Source organism: Paenibacillus sp. UASWS1643, assembly GCF_008693195.1.
Classification (GTDB): domain Bacteria; phylum Bacillota; class Bacilli; order Paenibacillales; family Paenibacillaceae; genus Paenibacillus; species Paenibacillus amylolyticus_B.
This window is the reverse complement of the sequence record NZ_VXKZ01000115.1, coordinates 1,525,880-1,542,335: the sequence shown is the minus strand read 5'-3', so window position 1 is coordinate 1,542,335 and position 16,456 is coordinate 1,525,880. Positions and strand designations below refer to the sequence as shown.

11 protein-coding genes are annotated in these 16,456 nt (G+C 46.7%); 8 read left to right on the top strand and 3 right to left on the bottom strand.

Going from position 1 to position 16,456, the window contains the following annotated elements; all coding sequences use genetic code 11:
- Nucleotides 1–74 precede the first annotated feature (74 nt).
- The 7 genes from FE296_RS30860 (at nt 75) to FE296_RS30830 (ending at nt 11,930) form a co-directional block, all read left to right on the top strand.
- Nucleotides 75–6,785, top strand: coding sequence for a DUF7507 domain-containing protein (locus FE296_RS30860; RefSeq protein WP_150367528.1), 6,711 nt, complete (start codon nt 75–77; stop codon nt 6,783–6,785).
- Nucleotides 6,782–8,473: a DUF11 domain-containing protein gene (locus FE296_RS30855; protein WP_150367527.1), complete on the top strand. Its 1,692-nt coding sequence runs from the start codon at nt 6,782–6,784 to the stop codon at nt 8,471–8,473. The genes FE296_RS30860 and FE296_RS30855 overlap by 4 nt, the downstream gene beginning before the upstream one ends.
- A gap of 153 nt (nt 8,474–8,626) precedes the next feature.
- The gene (locus tag FE296_RS30850) at nt 8,627–8,884 is read left to right on the top strand and encodes a YolD-like family protein (protein ID WP_036608707.1); all 258 of its coding nucleotides are present in this window, start codon (nt 8,627–8,629) and stop codon (nt 8,882–8,884) included.
- Nucleotides 8,885–8,983: 99 nt separating this feature from the next.
- Nucleotides 8,984–9,103: a hypothetical protein gene (locus FE296_RS30845; RefSeq protein ID WP_017688846.1), complete on the top strand. Its 120-nt coding sequence runs from the start codon at nt 8,984–8,986 to the stop codon at nt 9,101–9,103.
- 156 nt (nt 9,104–9,259) lie between these two features.
- Nucleotides 9,260–9,763, top strand: a complete 504-nt coding sequence (locus FE296_RS30840) for a ferritin (RefSeq protein WP_017688845.1) — start codon at nt 9,260–9,262, stop codon at nt 9,761–9,763.
- A 470-nt stretch (nt 9,764–10,233) separates the two neighbouring features.
- Entirely contained in the window at nt 10,234–10,974 is a 741-nt protein-coding gene (locus FE296_RS30835; protein ID WP_124114291.1) for a polysaccharide deacetylase family protein, read from the top strand.
- Between the two features lie 44 nt (nt 10,975–11,018).
- Complete coding sequence (locus tag FE296_RS30830; protein WP_150367526.1) at nt 11,019–11,930, top strand: hypothetical protein; 912 nt, start codon at nt 11,019–11,021, stop codon at nt 11,928–11,930.
- Nucleotides 11,931–12,111: 181 nt separating this feature from the next.
- Here FE296_RS30830 and FE296_RS30825 read toward each other — a convergent pair whose 3' ends face one another.
- The 3 genes from FE296_RS30825 to desA form a co-directional block, all read right to left on the bottom strand.
- Entirely contained in the window at nt 12,112–12,711 is a 600-nt protein-coding gene (locus FE296_RS30825; protein WP_036608692.1) for a response regulator transcription factor, read from the bottom strand.
- Entirely contained in the window at nt 12,708–13,856 is a 1,149-nt protein-coding gene (locus FE296_RS30820; RefSeq protein ID WP_124114294.1) for a sensor histidine kinase, read from the bottom strand. Before FE296_RS30820 ends, FE296_RS30825 begins: the two co-directional genes overlap by 4 nt.
- Before the next feature lie 87 nt (nt 13,857–13,943).
- On the bottom strand, nt 13,944–15,002 hold the full coding sequence (gene desA / locus FE296_RS30815) for a Delta(5) desaturase DesA (RefSeq protein ID WP_091016855.1): 1,059 nt from the start codon (nt 15,000–15,002) through the stop codon (nt 13,944–13,946).
- A gap of 372 nt (nt 15,003–15,374) precedes the next feature.
- Here desA and FE296_RS30810 point away from each other — a divergent pair, with 372 nt between their 5' ends.
- Complete coding sequence (locus FE296_RS30810) at nt 15,375–16,214, top strand: YitT family protein (protein ID WP_062834072.1); 840 nt, start codon at nt 15,375–15,377, stop codon at nt 16,212–16,214.
- Nucleotides 16,215–16,456 lie beyond the last annotated feature (242 nt).

Genomic DNA, 16,456 nt, shown 5'->3' with positions numbered 1-16,456 from the left:
AAAACTCAATAATACACTCATAGACTATATATATGGCTCCGTTCCATATGTAGGTAATCATTGATGAAGGGGAGGTGATCTTCATTCCTCTTGTCGTTCGTTCAACCGTTAATGCTACGGGAGCAATTACATTTACAGGAAATACGCTTGGACTGAGTCGTTCGGAAACAGCGGGGGTACCTGGAACACAGGACAGTATTGGCGGTTTTATCACAACGAACACCAGCCTCCAGTACGGCACCTACCCACTGGGAACTACAAGCTTGTATCAGAGCAACAGTTCAGCAGCTATTCTTACACTGCCTGCTGGAAGTTCCGTTCTGTATGCAGAATTGATCTGGGGCGGCAGTTACATCAATGGTACGGTCAATCTGAGTGCTGCCATCAACAATCCGGTAACGTTCACCACCCCTGCAGGTTCATTCAGTGTTACACCTGACCCGGTGACTTACAATCAGTTTGATCTGGGTAACAACGCCGCAGGTTATGTACGTTCAGCCAATGTGACGACACTTGTACAAAACGGGGGAGCAGGTACATATATCACCGGAGCAGTCGTGGGAACGATTGTGATTACGAATGATGCTACAGCCAATCATGCCGGGTGGACGCTTGGCGTTATTTATCAGAATCCCAATCTCCCTTTTCGCAATATGTCTTTGCGTGCAGGCGGCGTACTTGTGCAATCCACTTCACCACCGGTCGTAACAACATTGACTGGATTCGCAACCCCCCTCTCCGGTGTACTCGGAGGAAGAGCGCTGTTCAGTGCCCAGGAAGGTGACGCGAATCGAACAGGTGATCAGGCATTATTCGGGCCGACCTCTTCGACTTCAGTGGCCTTATCCGGGCCGAACAATCTGGCTGCGAACTTCTTTGCATCCCAAATCAATGGGGATACGGGAGCGCTTAACACAGCGGGCACCTTCGGAACTCGAAATCAGATCAACGGAGCTCCGGGTTCCAACATTGTCGGTGGTCGTCAAGGCTGGGATATCACCAATGTGGATGTGTCAGCCAGGCTGATTAACAATCAATCCTCGGCAGTGCTCACGCTAACGACTTCAGGCGATGCATACATCGTTAATGGCAATGCTATTCAGGTCGATATTAACGCACCAAGAATTACTGTATCTAAGGGGTCAACGGCTACCGGTGCGGTAGCGGGGGATAGCATTCTCTATACGGTTACGGTTGCCAATGCAGGTACAGCCAGTGCCGCCAGTGTAGTTCTATCCGACTCATTGCCTGCAGGACTTACTTTTATTCCTGGGAGCGTCACAGTTGCTGGGATACCCCGCCCAACACTGGATATAACCGCAGGTATTCCGCTGGGTGCATTAAACCTGTCCAGCAGTATTGTTGTAACCTACCGGGCACTTATCGGACAGGATGCAAGCATCTTGCAGCTTGTAAATTCGGCAAATGCAGCTTTTACATTCCAGAGTGTGGCAGGAGGGCCGACGATTACTGGCGTAATTCCCTCCAACAACTCCACACTTCCTGTATATTCACCGAACCTGTCCATTGTGAAGTCGGGGAGTAGCACCAATGCCACAGTGGGTGACACGGTAACGTACACGCTTCAGGTAAACAATGGAGGGAATGTTGCGGCTAGCGTCACATTGACAGATAACATCCCAAGTGGCAGTTCGTATGTAGCAGGCAGCTTCCGTCTGAACGGAAATGTCATTGCAGGCGCCAATCCCGCGACTGGTGTGAATTTGGGCAGCCTAGCTGCGGGCAGCGCGAATACCGTCACCTTTCAAGTGCTTGTCACAAGCTTGCCTACACCGCCAACCCTTGTGGATCAGGCTACTGCTTCGTTTTCGTATAACTCGCCTGACGGAAGGACCATAACAGGAACAGTAGCGTCTAACACCTTGACGATTCCGGTGACATTGCCCAATGTAACTGCGGTAAAATCCGCTTCTGTCAGTGACGTAGCCGTAGGGGAGACATTCACCTACACCGTAGTTACCACGAACGGTGGCATTCAGCCGATTAACAATGTGATTCTTACGGATGCTCTCCCTGCAGGAACTATATTTGTTCCGGGGAGCGTGACCGTAAGGGGAGCAGTCGTTGCATCGGCTAATCCGAACAGTGGTATATCAGTTGGAACATTGACTGCGGGAAGTTCCGCGACGGTGACGTTTCAGGTTACGGTTCAATCCTTGCCTGCATCAGGCTCGCTGCTTAATCGGGCTTCTGTGTCCTATAGTTCAGGTACCTTTACGGGCATTTCCAACTCCAATTCGATTACTACTCTTGTGTACCAGCCGGTCATTGCAATCAATAAATCGGCGAGTCAAACGAATGCGACGCTGGGAGATCAGCTTGCATATACACTTGTGGTGACAAACAGCGGAAACATAGCAGCTCAAGTTACGATAACCGATACGATTCCGGCAGGATTGACGTTTGTTCCGAATTCGGTAACAGTGAATGGTACTGCGCGTCCGGGAACCAGCCCCTTAACCGGTATAACGCTGGGCAATCTCTCACCAGGTGCTACGGCAACGGTCGTATTTCGCGCAACACTGAGTACACTTCCATCTCCGCCAACACTGGAGAATCAGGGTACCGCAACTTATACGTACCAGCTTCCCAGCGGCCGGAATCTCTCAGGGTCAAGTCAATCCAATATCGTTCGAATACCTGCATCGGCCCCTAATATTTCGATTAGCAAAACGGTAAACACACCTGATGCGACTGTAGGTGACATCCTTACCTATACCGTTATTGCAACCAATGCAGGAATTAGTGCGGTCCAAAATCTGGTGATTTCGGATACGCCGACTGGCTCGGAGTTTGTGCCGGGCAGTGTCACCATTAACGGAACAGCTTCTGCAAGTGCAAGTCCGGTCTCAGGCATTGTTGTCGGAACCTTAAACAGCTCAAGCAGCGTCACCGTGACATACCAGACCAGATTGAAGTCTGTTCCTTCCACAGGATCAGTTACCAACCGTGCCAGCGCAGCCTTTACGTCGGGAAGTTTTAATGGTGTCTCTTCATCGATTACGGTTAGTACACCCATATTTCAGCCCGTCATTCAAGTGGTGAAATCAGCAAGTACAACGAATCTGACGGTAGGAGATACCTTTAATTACAGCATTCAGATTAACAACACAGGTAACATTGCAGCTTCGGTTACCTTGACGGATCCGATTCCTGCGGGAGCTGTTTTCAATACGAACAGTGTCATTATTAACGGCGTACCTACACCAGGTGTAAGCCCAGCAGCAGGTATTAGTTTGGGCTCAATTCCAGCCAACTCAAGCACAACAGTTACTTTTGTTACAACGGTCACAAGTTTGCCTGATTCAAGACAGTTGACTAACCAGGCGGTTGCTTCATTCTCATACACACTTCCAAGTGGAAGAGCGATTGCCGGATTCTCGTCATCCAACACCATCACTATTCCTGTCTCTCTACCCAATGTAACGATTGTTAACAGTGACAATGTAGAGTACGGCGTAGTCGGGGATGTCATCAGGTACACATCTGTTATTCGCAACAACGGAACCGTAGCCGTTAATAATGTGGTATATGTCAATCCTCTTCCTTCGAATACCCCATTTGTACCCGGAAGTGTCATTGTGAACGGGACTTCGTTCCCGCTCTCCAATCCGACCGCCGGCATTCCAATCGGTACGTTGGCTCCAGGAGCCGAGGTTACCGTAACTTTTGAGGTGACGATTACCATGCCGATTCCTTCGCAGATTAACAATCAGTCGACGGTCAGCTTCACATCCGGTTCATTTTCAGGGTCAACATCGTCCAATACCACTCAGACTCCGGTCATACAACCGCAGATTTCACTTGTCAAAACGGCAAATACCGTAAATGCGACCGTAGGTGATACGGTTGTATACACAGTAACGGTCAGCAACACAGGCAATCTGGAGGCAAATGTTACTGTGACAGATACCATTCCTGCCGCGACTACTTTAGTAGCTAACAGTGTTGTGGTATCTGGTGTACCACAACCTGGAGCGACGCCCGGAACAGGTATTCCAGTAGGCATTATTGCAGCTGGAGCCACAGCGGTTGTCACGTTTGCTGTGGTTGTGGATACACTTCCATCTCCGCAGCAGCTTAGCAACTTTGCTACATCTTCCTTTACCTTCACACCACCGGACGGACGTACGTTGACAGGAACAGCCACTTCAAATACGCTGACGTTTCCGGTCTCTTCTCCAAACGTTGCTGTCGTTAAAAGTACACCTTCAACTGCGGCAGCGGTAGGTGATACCGTCACTTACTCCGTTCAGGTAACAAACAGTGGTATAGCCCCTGTGAACAATATCCAGTTTTCGGACCCGGTTCCTGCAGGGGCTTCCTTTGTCACAGGCAGTGTGACCGTGAATGGAGTAGCGCAACCTGCAGCCAATCCGGCAGGCGGGATATCACTCGGCACACTTGCTCCAGGAGCGTCCGCAACTGTAACTTTTACCTTCCGTGTGGATGCGATACCGCCAAGCGGCCAGCTGAGTAATCGATCCACAGTCAGTTTTACATCAGGGACTTTCTCGAGCACAACGTTTTCCAATACGGTGGTCACACCGGTATTCCAACCCATTCTCACTGCAACAAAGGCGGCAAGCACACAGAACGCTACTGTAGGTGACACGGTTAGCTACACGATTACTGTATCCAACACAGGTAACTATGGGGCCCAGATTAACCTGACGGACAATATCCCAACGGGAACCATTCTCGTTCCGAACAGTGTCATTGTGAATGGCCAGCCGCTGCCTGCAGCCAATCCAGCCACAGGTATTTCGGCAGGTACTGTTGCTGCCGGTGCGACAACAACCATTACTTTTTCTGTGGTTATCGATACTTTGCCGTCTCCGCAACAGCTGGTGAATCAGGCTTCGGCGGCTCTTTCCTTCACATTGCCGGACGGTAGGACGATTACAGGTTCTGTTCTGTCCAATGTACTTACCATCACCGTGTCGGCTCCGGATGTCGATGTAGTGAAATCGACGACATCAACGTCGGTCTCGGTTGGCGATATTGTGACATACAGCGTAGCAGTGACAAATAACGGAATTGCGACGGTCAATAATGTAGTCTTCACAGACGCGGTACCGGCAAGCACCGTTCTTGCGCCAACTGGCGTATTTGTTGATGGGGTTCTTCGCCCAGGTGCCAACCCCTCAACCGGGATCACCATTGGTTCCATTGCCCCTGGGGCTACCGTGACGGTAGTATTTAGTGTTCAAGTTACTTCGCTCCCGGCAAGTGCCGTTTTGAACAATCAATCCACGGTCAGCTTTACATCAGGCGCGTTCTCAGCCACCACGTTCTCCAATACGGTTACAACGCCGGTGTTCCAGCCGATCCTGACGGCGGTCAAAACGGGGGATCAGGCGATAGCCACGGTAGGGGATACCGTTGTGTACAGCATCGCCATCTCTAATGCCGGGAACTACGGAGCCTCTGTTACGTTGACGGATACGATCCCTGCCGGAACGGAGCTTGTGCCCAATAGTGTGATCGTCAATGGTGCATCTGTACCGGGTGCCGATCCGGCTTCGGGTATTCCGCTGGGCGTCGTGTCAACAACAACTATGGTTATGTTCTCGGTTGTCATTGCCACTCTTCCTTTGAGCCAATCGATAACGAATCAGGCTTCTGCAACCTTTACGTATACGCTGCCAGACGGAAGAACACTGGGAGGCAGTCTAACATCCAATTCGCTCAACATTCAGGTATCTGCACCGGATGTCAGTGTAACGAAAACAACAACGTCGGTAGATGCAGTGGTCGGCGACACGATTGTGTACCAGATGGTTGTGACCAATAATGGAATTGATCCCGTTAACAATGTGGTACTAACCGATCCGATCGATCCAGCTACCACATTTGTCGCTGGAAGTGTTCTGGTGGATGGTGTTCCGCGTACCTCGGCTAACCCAGCACTTGGCATCGCCATTGGATCACTGGCTCCAGGAGCCTCAGCAGCAATATCCTATGCAGTGCGAGTCAATACACTGCCTACACCACCTGTTGTGAGCAGTCAGTCAGCCGTAAGTTTCACATCGGGTGTCTTCTCGGGTGCTTCATACTCGAATATCGTAGTCACACCGATTTATCAACCAATCATTGCCGTGACCAAGACGGCAAATACATCTAATGCTACGATCGGTGACACCATCGTTTACTCTTTTACTATTAACAACAGCGGAAATCTGGCAGCTGATCTGACCTTGACAGATAACATTCCGGATGGAACTGTGCTTCTTCCGAACAGTGTATTAATTGATGGTGTTCCGCAGCCAGGAGCCAATCCGGAAACAGGCATTGTTGTAGGCACCATACCGCCAGGGGGATCCGTTAATGTGACTGTCACCCTTGAAGTTACCGTGGATTCGCTGCCGCAAGATCAGCGGTTGACTAACCAAGCCGTGGCCAATTATACATTTAGTCCGCCGGATGGCCGTCAGTTAACGGGTACGGTGTCTTCCAACGTCCTTGTCATTCCAGTATCTGCACCTAACGTGACGGTTGTCAAAAGCACTGATGCCATTGATGCTGTTGTCGGTGATGTGATCACTTATACGGTTGTTGTTACAAACGCTGGTATTGAAGTGGTGAATAATGTGGTCATGGTTGACCCGGTTCCTGTCGGTACAGTATTTGTGCCAGGAAGTGTTACGGTGGATGGTGTGCCAAGACCAACGGGGAATCCGAATACAGGCATCACGCTTGGTTCGATTGCTGCGGGTGCTTCCGTTACGGTTACATTCAGAGTAGAGGTTGTGGTGATATGAGCCAATCTTCCGGTCCGTTGTCCCACTGGCTAAAGAATCAGTCCCTGGTTCGATTCAGCTCGGGTGCGACTGAACTGGAACAGGTATCCTATTCGAATACGGTTGTAACACCATGGATCGGCCCCAGGCTTGAAGTCAGAAAAGTGTGCAATGTCACAGAGGCTGCCTTGGGGCAGTCTCTTATCTACCATGTTGAAATTGTTAACACCGGAAATCTTCCGGCCCTAGTGCACCTATTGGATCAGCTATCTGCAGAGACGGCACTGCTTCCCAACAGTGTATTGCGTGATGGTATTCCATTACCGGGAGCATCACCGGAGAGAGGATTGCCTCCAGCTGAAATCGCGCCCGGAGCCACGTTGCGATATCACTTCCAAGTTGTAATCTTGCGTTTACCTGAGGCACTGAAGCTGCTGAATCAGGCACAGGTAAACTATGAGTTTTTGACACCGGAAGGCAGAACGGTTACGGGTATGGAACAATCTAATATCGTGGAGGTCAATCTGGTCTCATCCCGGCTGGAGATCTCCCTTCAGGCGGATCACATCTATACCTTCTCAGGGGATATTGTCATGTACACCGTCATCGTGAGCAATCCGGGTTTTATTGCAGCCACGAATGCCGCAGTAACGATTTCTTTGCCACAAGGTATTGTTTTTATACCTGCGAGTGTCATCGTAGATGACATGTTTGCGCCACAAGTAACGCCTGATACGGGCATACAACTTGGAGAGATTTTGCCCGGAATCTCAATTCGGATACAATATCGGGTTCAGGTTATGGGGGGGAGCGATGCAAACGGAATATCAAGTGTAGCTGTACTGGCGTATATCTCGGCAGGACAGCAGGAGACGGTCTACTCCAATCAGGTTACTTTGGAAGTTATTCAGCCCCAGGTCTCTGTGTTGAAAAGTGTGCTCCCGGTAACGGCCACATTGGGTGATGCCGTCCAATATAATATTACCGTCTCCAATGCAAGCAGTTATGCGGTGGATGGAACTCTCCTGGATGTACTGCCAACAGGCGTGACATTTGTCGAAGGCAGTCTGGGCTGGAATGGGGTTAAACGTCCCGGAACCAATCTGGCTAAAGGGCTTAATCTGGGGACGTTGACAGCCCGGTCGGTTCTGAATATTCAGTTCGAAGCGAAACTTCCAGATCGAGATGAATCGATGCCTGATGACTACAGGTATGTGAATCATGCTAGCCTGATGTATACATTTCGATTACCGGATTCACGGTCAGTGCAGCGAATGATTACATCCAATGAAGCTGTGGTCGAATTGAAAGCGCCGATAATTCAGGCTTATGTTCAAGTGACACCCACTTTGGTCGAGCAAGGAGGTACCGTCACATTTCAGGTACGTGTGGGGAATACAGGTAATTTGCCGGCACGTGTACAACTTGGGAGCATTTTACCTGAGGGTGCCAGATGGCTTGGGCAAGCTACGGGTGAGATCCAATTGAACTTACCAGAGTATTCCACACCACGGGTTCTGCATGTGGGCGTGATTGAGCCTGGAACGGAAAAGAACATCTCCTATGTAGCGAAGTTAGCTTCTGAGAAGACGGGGACGTTGCAAGGAGCCTTGATTGCTAGGTACACGTATGAATGGAATGGACAAAAACGGGCTGGCGAAACCCGATCGAATGAGTACAGCATCATTGTGGAGTATGGAGAAGAATAGGAGGTATCACGGTTAACGGTCACTTGACTGAGGAATTTGTTCATTCTGGATGCCATGAGATTACACGAACGTAAATGAATGGTATACTAATTGAATATGAACTCGGCAATCAACCCGTGGAATCGGGACGTCGGAGTAGAGGAGGCAGCCACATTGGCAAAAGCAAAAGTAGCAAAAAGACCTACACGGGATGAGTTTGAACTTGAAGAGTTGGGAAACCAGCTGGTTGAAGCCTTTCGGGAACGTTCGGAAGTACTGTTGACGGTCTGGGGCAAGGAAGATCAGGTGCAAGGAGTCATCGTCAAAATGGACTCCCGGACACGACTTGTGCATGTAGAGTATACCGAAGAAGAGTTCACAGCGAAGGTACCTTTTCTGGATATCATGCGAGTGCAATCTCCACGGTACTGAACGAAAAAAACAGCTTTTGAATAATTAGGGCATCCGCCCTGTCAAAGTCGTTCTTCCTGCATAAGATAACCCATACCTGTTGCAGAGGAGGTACGGTCAATGAGCGAAGTATTAGGTGGAGAAACAAGAGGCTACGGCTACGGAGGTTTCACTTCTGTAGGTGCCATTCTGGTTCTGTTCATCCTGTTGGTTATCATCTCCAAAGCGTTCTTGGTATAATTGCATATCTCTAAAGAATGAAAGAAGCTCTGCCATCGCGGCAGAGCTTTTTAGTTCGTTCAGTCCTTGGCGAATTTTGTAGAAAATCGGTGTAAGTCCTGCTTACGTTATGTTAGAATATAACCATCCCTAGAGAAAGAAAGAGGTGTTTTGATTATGAGCCAAGCGTTAACAGAATCTTTAAATGAACAGATGAATTTTGAGTTTTATTCCGCTCATGTATATCTGGCTATGGCAGCCTATTGTTCCAGCAAAAGTCTGGATGGATTTGCGAACTTCTTTATCGTGCAAGCGGAAGAAGAGCGATTCCATGGCATGAAAATATACAAATTCTTGAACGATCGTGGACAACGTGCCACACTTGCGGCTTTGCCAGAACCGAAGAATGAATATGCTTCGATGCTTGATGTATTTGAGCATGGTTATGCTCATGAACAGCAAAACACGAAAAAATTCTACAATCTGGCTGACATCGCTCTGAATGAACGTGAACATGCAACGATGTATTTCCTGAAATGGTTCATTGATGAGCAGGTTGAAGAGGAAGCTTTGTTTGACAACATTATTCAGAAGCTGCGCCGCATTGAAAAAGACAGCAATGCCTTCTACATGCTGGATGCCGAGTTTGGCAAACGTTCGTTCACTGCTCCTGCTGAATAAATACACGTGGGAGTCAATAAGATTCCAGCGTCAAAACACCATTTACATACAGCATGAGCAAGTCACCCTCAAAGCAATAGGAGATAGATATCCTCGCAAGGGATGACGTTGATGCCATATGCTGATTGAAGACAAAGAAGCCTGCACGTGTGCAGGCTTTTTTGCATGCAACGATATTTAATGATTGTATTGATTTGCTTAAATTGGAGTAAAGGTCTATCAAAATTCTGAATGTGGGTAATAGAGGATATGTCACAATTGTTCTATCCTGACGGGACCTTAATTTGCGCAAATCTATCAAATTCGTATTAAATTTTAGGTTTATCTGACAAAAGTGTAACTCTACCGTAGCCTTTGGAGCGAGAACAGGAGCCACTATCTTTGATAGTATTAGGATTAATCGCCAAGGGATGAAGGTAGAAAAACATGGACACCCGGGGAAATATAACACATAAGGGAGACTTTTAATTATGCTACATATTCGTAAATCTATCATGGTCACACTTGCTATTTTACTAATCATACCACTATTATTGCCGCAGTCCGTATCTGCCAAATCAGCTGCATCCAAGGATGGTGCAAGCAAAGCAAATTCCAAAATCATATACCTGACGTTTGATGATGGGCCAACCGCTCATACGGGTCAGTTACTGGATATTCTGGATCAGTATCATGCGAAGGCAACGTTTTTCATGCTGGGTCCTCAGATGGAGAAATTTCAGAAGGCTACCAAACGAATCGTAGCTGACGGGCATGGATTGGGTCTGCATGGTGTGACTCACGTTCCAGGCAAATTCTATAAATCTGCATATAGCGGATTAAAAGAGATGCAACAGGCCAATGTAAGTCTGAATAAGGTTGCTGGAGTTAAAACAAGTCTCGTGCGGACGCCATATGGTAGTAAACCTTATCTCAAACCGGCATTCCGTAATGTACTGCTGGGCCAGGGTGGATTTCATCTATGGGATTGGAATGTGGATTCGGAAGACTGGAAATACCAGAAAGATCACCAGAAAGTCTATAACAGTGTAATGAAACAGATCCACAATGTGCAAAAGAGCGGAACAACACCAGTTGTGCTTATGCACGACCAGGAAGCAACGCTGAAAGTATTACCGCAAGTATTGAAAACTTTGAAGGCAGAAGGGTATCGTTTTGAAGTATTAAGCAAAAAAGTGCAGCCGGTTAACTTCTGGAACGACAAGCGTTAATCTTTTGAATTTTTAGATTGGCTACAACGAAGGAGGTACACATCATGAAGAAACAACCATTATGGATCACCATTCCAGTAACGACAGCCGTTTTACTTGCTCTGGCAGGATGTGGCGGACCGGATTCAAATGCAGCATCATCAGAGAATAGTTCTTCACCAACGACAACAGTGGGTGAGCAGACCGAGACTGGCAGTGGTGGTGCTGATTTCTCTAATGAAAATGAAACAGGAACTAAGGAGAATACGGGCACAACAGATAATGAAGACACATCAGGATCGAAGGCAAATGACAACCAAGTTGCCACTGGTCAATCAGGTGTGAATGATGTGATCAAGCAAATTCGCAACCAGTTGAAGATGAAGGATGCAGCGTTACCCACTTCATTCACATTGGACAAGGGTACATCTTTGGGTGCGGCAATACTGTCCAATACTGCTGATGCATTTAAGGTGAAGTTCTACGCTACCACTCAGTCTGTTGCCATTAATGATCCATCTTTAACTGCATCGGACAGTAAGATACCTGTACTGGCTTCCTATGAAGTGAAGACCTATAAGGACCCGAATCAGTCAGAAATTTTCCCTGAGACGGACCTGAAAGATATTCCAGCAGATATGGCTGTGGATCTGGGACATGGCATCAAAGGCATGAGTGAAGGTGCCGCAGGCAGTCAATATCTGACTTGGCAAGAAGGTAGATGGACGCTGGAAATTCGTTCGGTTTCCGAGGATGAAATGAATAATCCGGGCATAGCGAAGAAAATGGTGGAGTACCTGGAGTCACATACCTTGCCTGTACCCAAAGATAAAGGGTACATCAAGGTTGAATATCCAAGTGGTGGAAAGTCTGTTCATGTAACAATCTCATGGCAGGACGGTAACAAAATTCATCAGCTAATGACCGATCAAGTACCATTAGAAGCTCTTGGTATGGTTGTATCTGTGAAATCTTGAGTATTCTACGGATATTCTGCAATGTAGAAGAGATAAGTGTGGGGTTGTTACGATACACCTAAAAAAAAGCTTGGCCCAGCAATTTCTTCCTGGGCCAAGCTTTTTATTGTGAGCATGTTATCGCAGCTTATGCAGCCGGGGTACATGCTTATTTTTGTTTCAATGGGTTAAAGCGGTACTTTCATTTGAACCACCCTTTTTCCTTGGAGCGAGTGATGGCCTCAATGCGGTTACTGGCATTTAACTTGTTGAGAATAATGGAGATGTAGTTACGCACCGTTCCCGTTGTGATGAACAGATGCCCGGCGATTTCCTTGGTGTTTTTCCCATCTGCCATGAGGCCTAGTACGGCGTTCTCCCGTTCTGTCAGGGGGTTTTCTTCTACATAAGCTTCATCTACCAAGTCGGGAGCGAAGATGCGTCTGCCATTCATAACTTGGCGGATCGACTCGGCAAGTTCTTCAATTGGACTGTCTTTGAGCAGGTAACCACGGACACCGCCCTTCAGGGCACGTTCGAAATATCCGGTCCGGGCAAAAGTGGTCAGGATAATGACCTTACAGCTCATTCCTTTGAGTTCTTCTGCGGCTTCAAGGCCGCTTTTCACGGGCATTTCTATGTCCATCAGACAGATGTCTGGTGCAAGCTCCTGGACAAGGGCAAGGGCTTCCTGGCCGTTGCTGGCACGTCCGACGACTTCCATATCTTCCTCCAGATTGAGGAGGGAGGACAAGGCGCCGAGCATCATGCGCTGATCTTCCGCGATTACAATTCTAATCATGATTCTGCCTCCTTTATCGGTTTGCGAACGAGTTTCGGAACATGAATAATGATCGCTGTACCCGGGATGTCTGTCGCAGAGCGAATATCCAGACAACCGTTCACAAATTCAAGTCGTTCCTTCATGCCCAAAATTCCTGTTCCGCGCCGATCCTGTTTGCGAGTTCGTTCTATTCCAACACCGTTATCTTGAACGGTTAATACATTCTCCGCTAGAGTTTCCTTAATGATGATGGTACAAGTTGTTGCCTGACTGTGTTTGACGACATTGGTGACAGCTTCTTTCAAGCACATACCGAGCACATTTTCATTCAATTGTGATGTATCCTGTAACTTCGGATTACCTTCCAGCACAAATTCAATTGAAGCAGCCTTCAGAATTTGCTCCGCCCGGAACAGTTCATCGACCAATTGTGTACCACGCATGGTGGTGACCATTTCCCGGACCTCTTTCAGAGCTGTGCTTGCCGTTTGTCTAAGGTCGTTCAATTCGATCTCGGCCTGATCGGGATTATTGCGGAGCAGCCGTCTCGCCAGATCGGTTTTCAGACCGATCAGAGAGAGTTTCTGTCCAAGTGTATCGTGCAGGTCACGAGCGATACGCTGGCGTTCTTCCATTTTTACGAGATCATCAAGTCGCTTGTTCGCATTCTCCAATTGGCCTTCCAAATGTTCAGTTTTGTTTTTGTTATACGTACTGATTGGAAGCAGGATGGAGGCCATTAAGCTGATGAATACAAACGGGAACTGACTCACGAGCAATGAACTCTGATTGAGAAAACCATAATTAATGGTTAGGAAGCTGGCTCCCAAGTTCACCGAGTATAGGGTGAAGAAACCGGCTTTATTTTTAATATTCCCAATAAAAAAAGCAAGAAACAATGAGAAATAGGCATAATCATAGGCAATAGTCATCGTAATGGATATGGCAATAAGTAGCCCAATCCACATGTAAACCTGCCAGCCCTTGGTGATGAAGGCGAGCAGATAACAGACGAAGAAAACGAGGATGATGATGATGCCAGTTACCAACGTCCATAATTTGGAATATTGTGAAATGAAATAGAAGGGCAGGATGAAAAAGGCGAGCCACACATAAAGATTCAATCCTGTCTTTTTATAAAAATTTTGCATCCACTTTTGAATGTAATTCTCCTCCTTGCACTTGTACTCAACTTTAGCATGACTGTAGCATGACTATAGCTTGAACACAAGAAAACGAATCCGACAGAGTTAAGGCTTCTCTGTCAGACCCGCTGGATTGGTTACTCGGATAGGCGGTTGAACATACGGCTTGCGGGACAAGTTTTTGAGCTGTCTGAAGCTAATAAACTGTTTAGAATCTTCATCCCACAGACGGAAGCGCAGGGCAACCAGACTTGAACGTAGTGTAATAGTAGTTGCTTTTTGCAAAGGTGGTGTTGCGTTATGTGCTTCTTCCAAGAAATAGTTAGGTACACGTGGGCTCAAGTGATGCACATGGTGAAACCCAATATTACCACTGATCCATTGCAATAATTTTGGCAATTTGTAATAAGAACTGCCTTCAACAGCTGCTTTTACATAACTCCACTCATCTTCATGTTCAAAATACGTCTCTTCGAACTGATGTTGAACGTAGAACAGCCAGATACCAAAGAAACCGGAGAAGAAGAAGATAGGTGCCTGCACCATTACAAAAGCCTGCCATCCGACTAACCAGGACATGAATGCATAGAGCACTACGATCAAGACGGTAGTCAGGTGTGTATTGATACGTTCTTTACGTCTAGCACCTTTGCGGTTAAAACGGTAAGCCAACAGAAACACGTAAATGGGTCCGATACAAAACAATACAAACGGGTTACGATAAATCCGATAGAAGAGACGTCCCCAAGGAGAAGCTGCTTTATATTCGTCAACCGTCATAACCCAGATATCACCTACACCACGTTTGTCAAGATTACTGCTTGTTGCGTGATGGATAGAATGCTCGTTTTTCCACTGCTGATAGGGTGTAACTGTCAATACACCAGTAATCGTACCGAGAATATCATTGGCGCGTTTGCTCTTGAAGAATGAACCATGACAGCAGTCATGGAAAATAATAAAGGTCCGCAGTACAAATCCGGATGCCACCAAGGCAATCGGGAAGGTCAGCCAGTAGGAAACCGATAAGCTAAAGTAAGCTGCAGCCCATAACAAGAAGAGCGGGAGCAATGTATTGATTAACTGACGGATACTTAATCTGAGATCATTTTTTTCGTAAGGGGTAACTTCTTTTTTTAAGGCCATTTCTTTTGATCTGTTCATAAAATTGTCCTCCTTCAATCGTTATAACTGTAATCAGCTACAACTTGGCGTTTCCCGCTAGACTTTCCTGTAGGAAGCGTTTTTATCATTGTAAAACAATCCGAACATGACAGTAAGTCATAAACGTCAGCCTTCTGTAATGATGAATATCAATGATGGACCATGACATTTGTCATGGGTGTATGATACTCAATAACTCTGTAGAAGACAGAAGAGCAGGTGTTACTAATTCCTTTGCACAAATTACGCAACAATTTGTATTATGTATACAAATTTTGTTGAGAGCATGGTAAAATCTATCCTTGAGTGATTATGACAACTTATGAGACGGGTCGATTAGGTTGATTTCTGATGGATTGGATGGAATGCATAATGAAGAAACGAATTACGGATATCCTATTTATTATGGCAGGTGCATTTCTGTTTGCACTGGCGGTGAACCTGTTTGTCATCCCGAACGATTTGGCTGAAGGCGGCGTCACGGGTATCACGATTATTTTGTATTACCTGTTTGAATGGTCCCCTGGACTGATGAACTTGATCCTGAACGGTATTTTGTTAATTGTGGGATATCGGTTTCTTGATAAAACGACTACGGTATATACGATTATTGCGGTGGTATTCAACTCGTTGTTCCTGCATCTGACGGAGAGTTGGACGATTGCATCGGATGAACTCTGGATCAATACCATTTTTGCTGGAGTATTTGCCGGTCTTGGTATTGGCTTAATTGTTAGGGTGGGAGGCACAACGGCGGGAACAGTGATCCTGGCCCGACTTGCCAACAAATATCTGGATTGGAATATCAGTTACGGACTTCTGTTCTTCGATCTGATTGTGGCTTTCTCCTCATATTTCATCATTGGACCACAAGGATTAATGTGTACAATTGTCTTGCTGTTTGTTGGAACCAAAACAATGGAGTTCATTATTGAAGGGCTCAATCCGAAAAAAGCAGTCATGATTATCTCTTCCAAACAGGATGAAATCGCGAAGCAAGTCATTGAGAAAATGGATCGTGGAGTAACCGTCCTGTCCGGTCATGGCTATTACACGAAAAATAAGAAAGAAATTCTATACATTGTGATTAGCAAGCAAGAAGTTTCTATGCTGAAGAAGATTGTACGAGCAGAAGATGAGATTGCTTTTATCACCATTCATGACGTGCGTGATGTTTTCGGTGAAGGATTTATTGAACTCTCCAAAACTTGATGAATATGTATATAAGGAAGAAAGGAGTTGCGGTGAAATATCACCGCAACTTTTTTGATAGGTTAATGGTAATCGGTATTAATCTAGTTCAATAAGAAAGAACCCTTCTCCATAGAGAAGGGCAAAAAAGTATTAATAATGTCTTCTTTTTTTGACTCCACAATATTCAACAGTGACATGACAGTGTTTTTTACACTTTGTAGGGACATATTTAACTTTGGTAACACAAGTTTTCGTAATTT

What these genes read in the sequence shown, in the direction of transcription:
- desA (WP_091016855.1), bottom strand. Translation starts at nt 15,002, where the DNA reads ATGAACAGATCAAAAGAAATGGCCTTAAAAAAAGAAGTTACCCCTTAC.
- FE296_RS30825 (WP_036608692.1), bottom strand. Translation starts at nt 12,711, where the DNA reads ATGATTAGAATTGTAATCGCGGAAGATCAGCGCATGATGCTCGGCGCC.
- FE296_RS30810 (WP_062834072.1), top strand. Translation starts at nt 15,375, where the DNA reads ATGAAGAAACGAATTACGGATATCCTATTTATTATGGCAGGTGCATTT.
- FE296_RS30855 (WP_150367527.1), top strand. Translation starts at nt 6,782, where the DNA reads ATGAGCCAATCTTCCGGTCCGTTGTCCCACTGGCTAAAGAATCAGTCC.
- FE296_RS30830 (WP_150367526.1), top strand. Translation starts at nt 11,019, where the DNA reads ATGAAGAAACAACCATTATGGATCACCATTCCAGTAACGACAGCCGTT.
- FE296_RS30845 (WP_017688846.1), top strand. Translation starts at nt 8,984, where the DNA reads ATGAGCGAAGTATTAGGTGGAGAAACAAGAGGCTACGGCTACGGAGGT.
- FE296_RS30840 (WP_017688845.1), top strand. Translation starts at nt 9,260, where the DNA reads ATGAGCCAAGCGTTAACAGAATCTTTAAATGAACAGATGAATTTTGAG.
- FE296_RS30835 (WP_124114291.1), top strand. Translation starts at nt 10,234, where the DNA reads ATGCTACATATTCGTAAATCTATCATGGTCACACTTGCTATTTTACTA.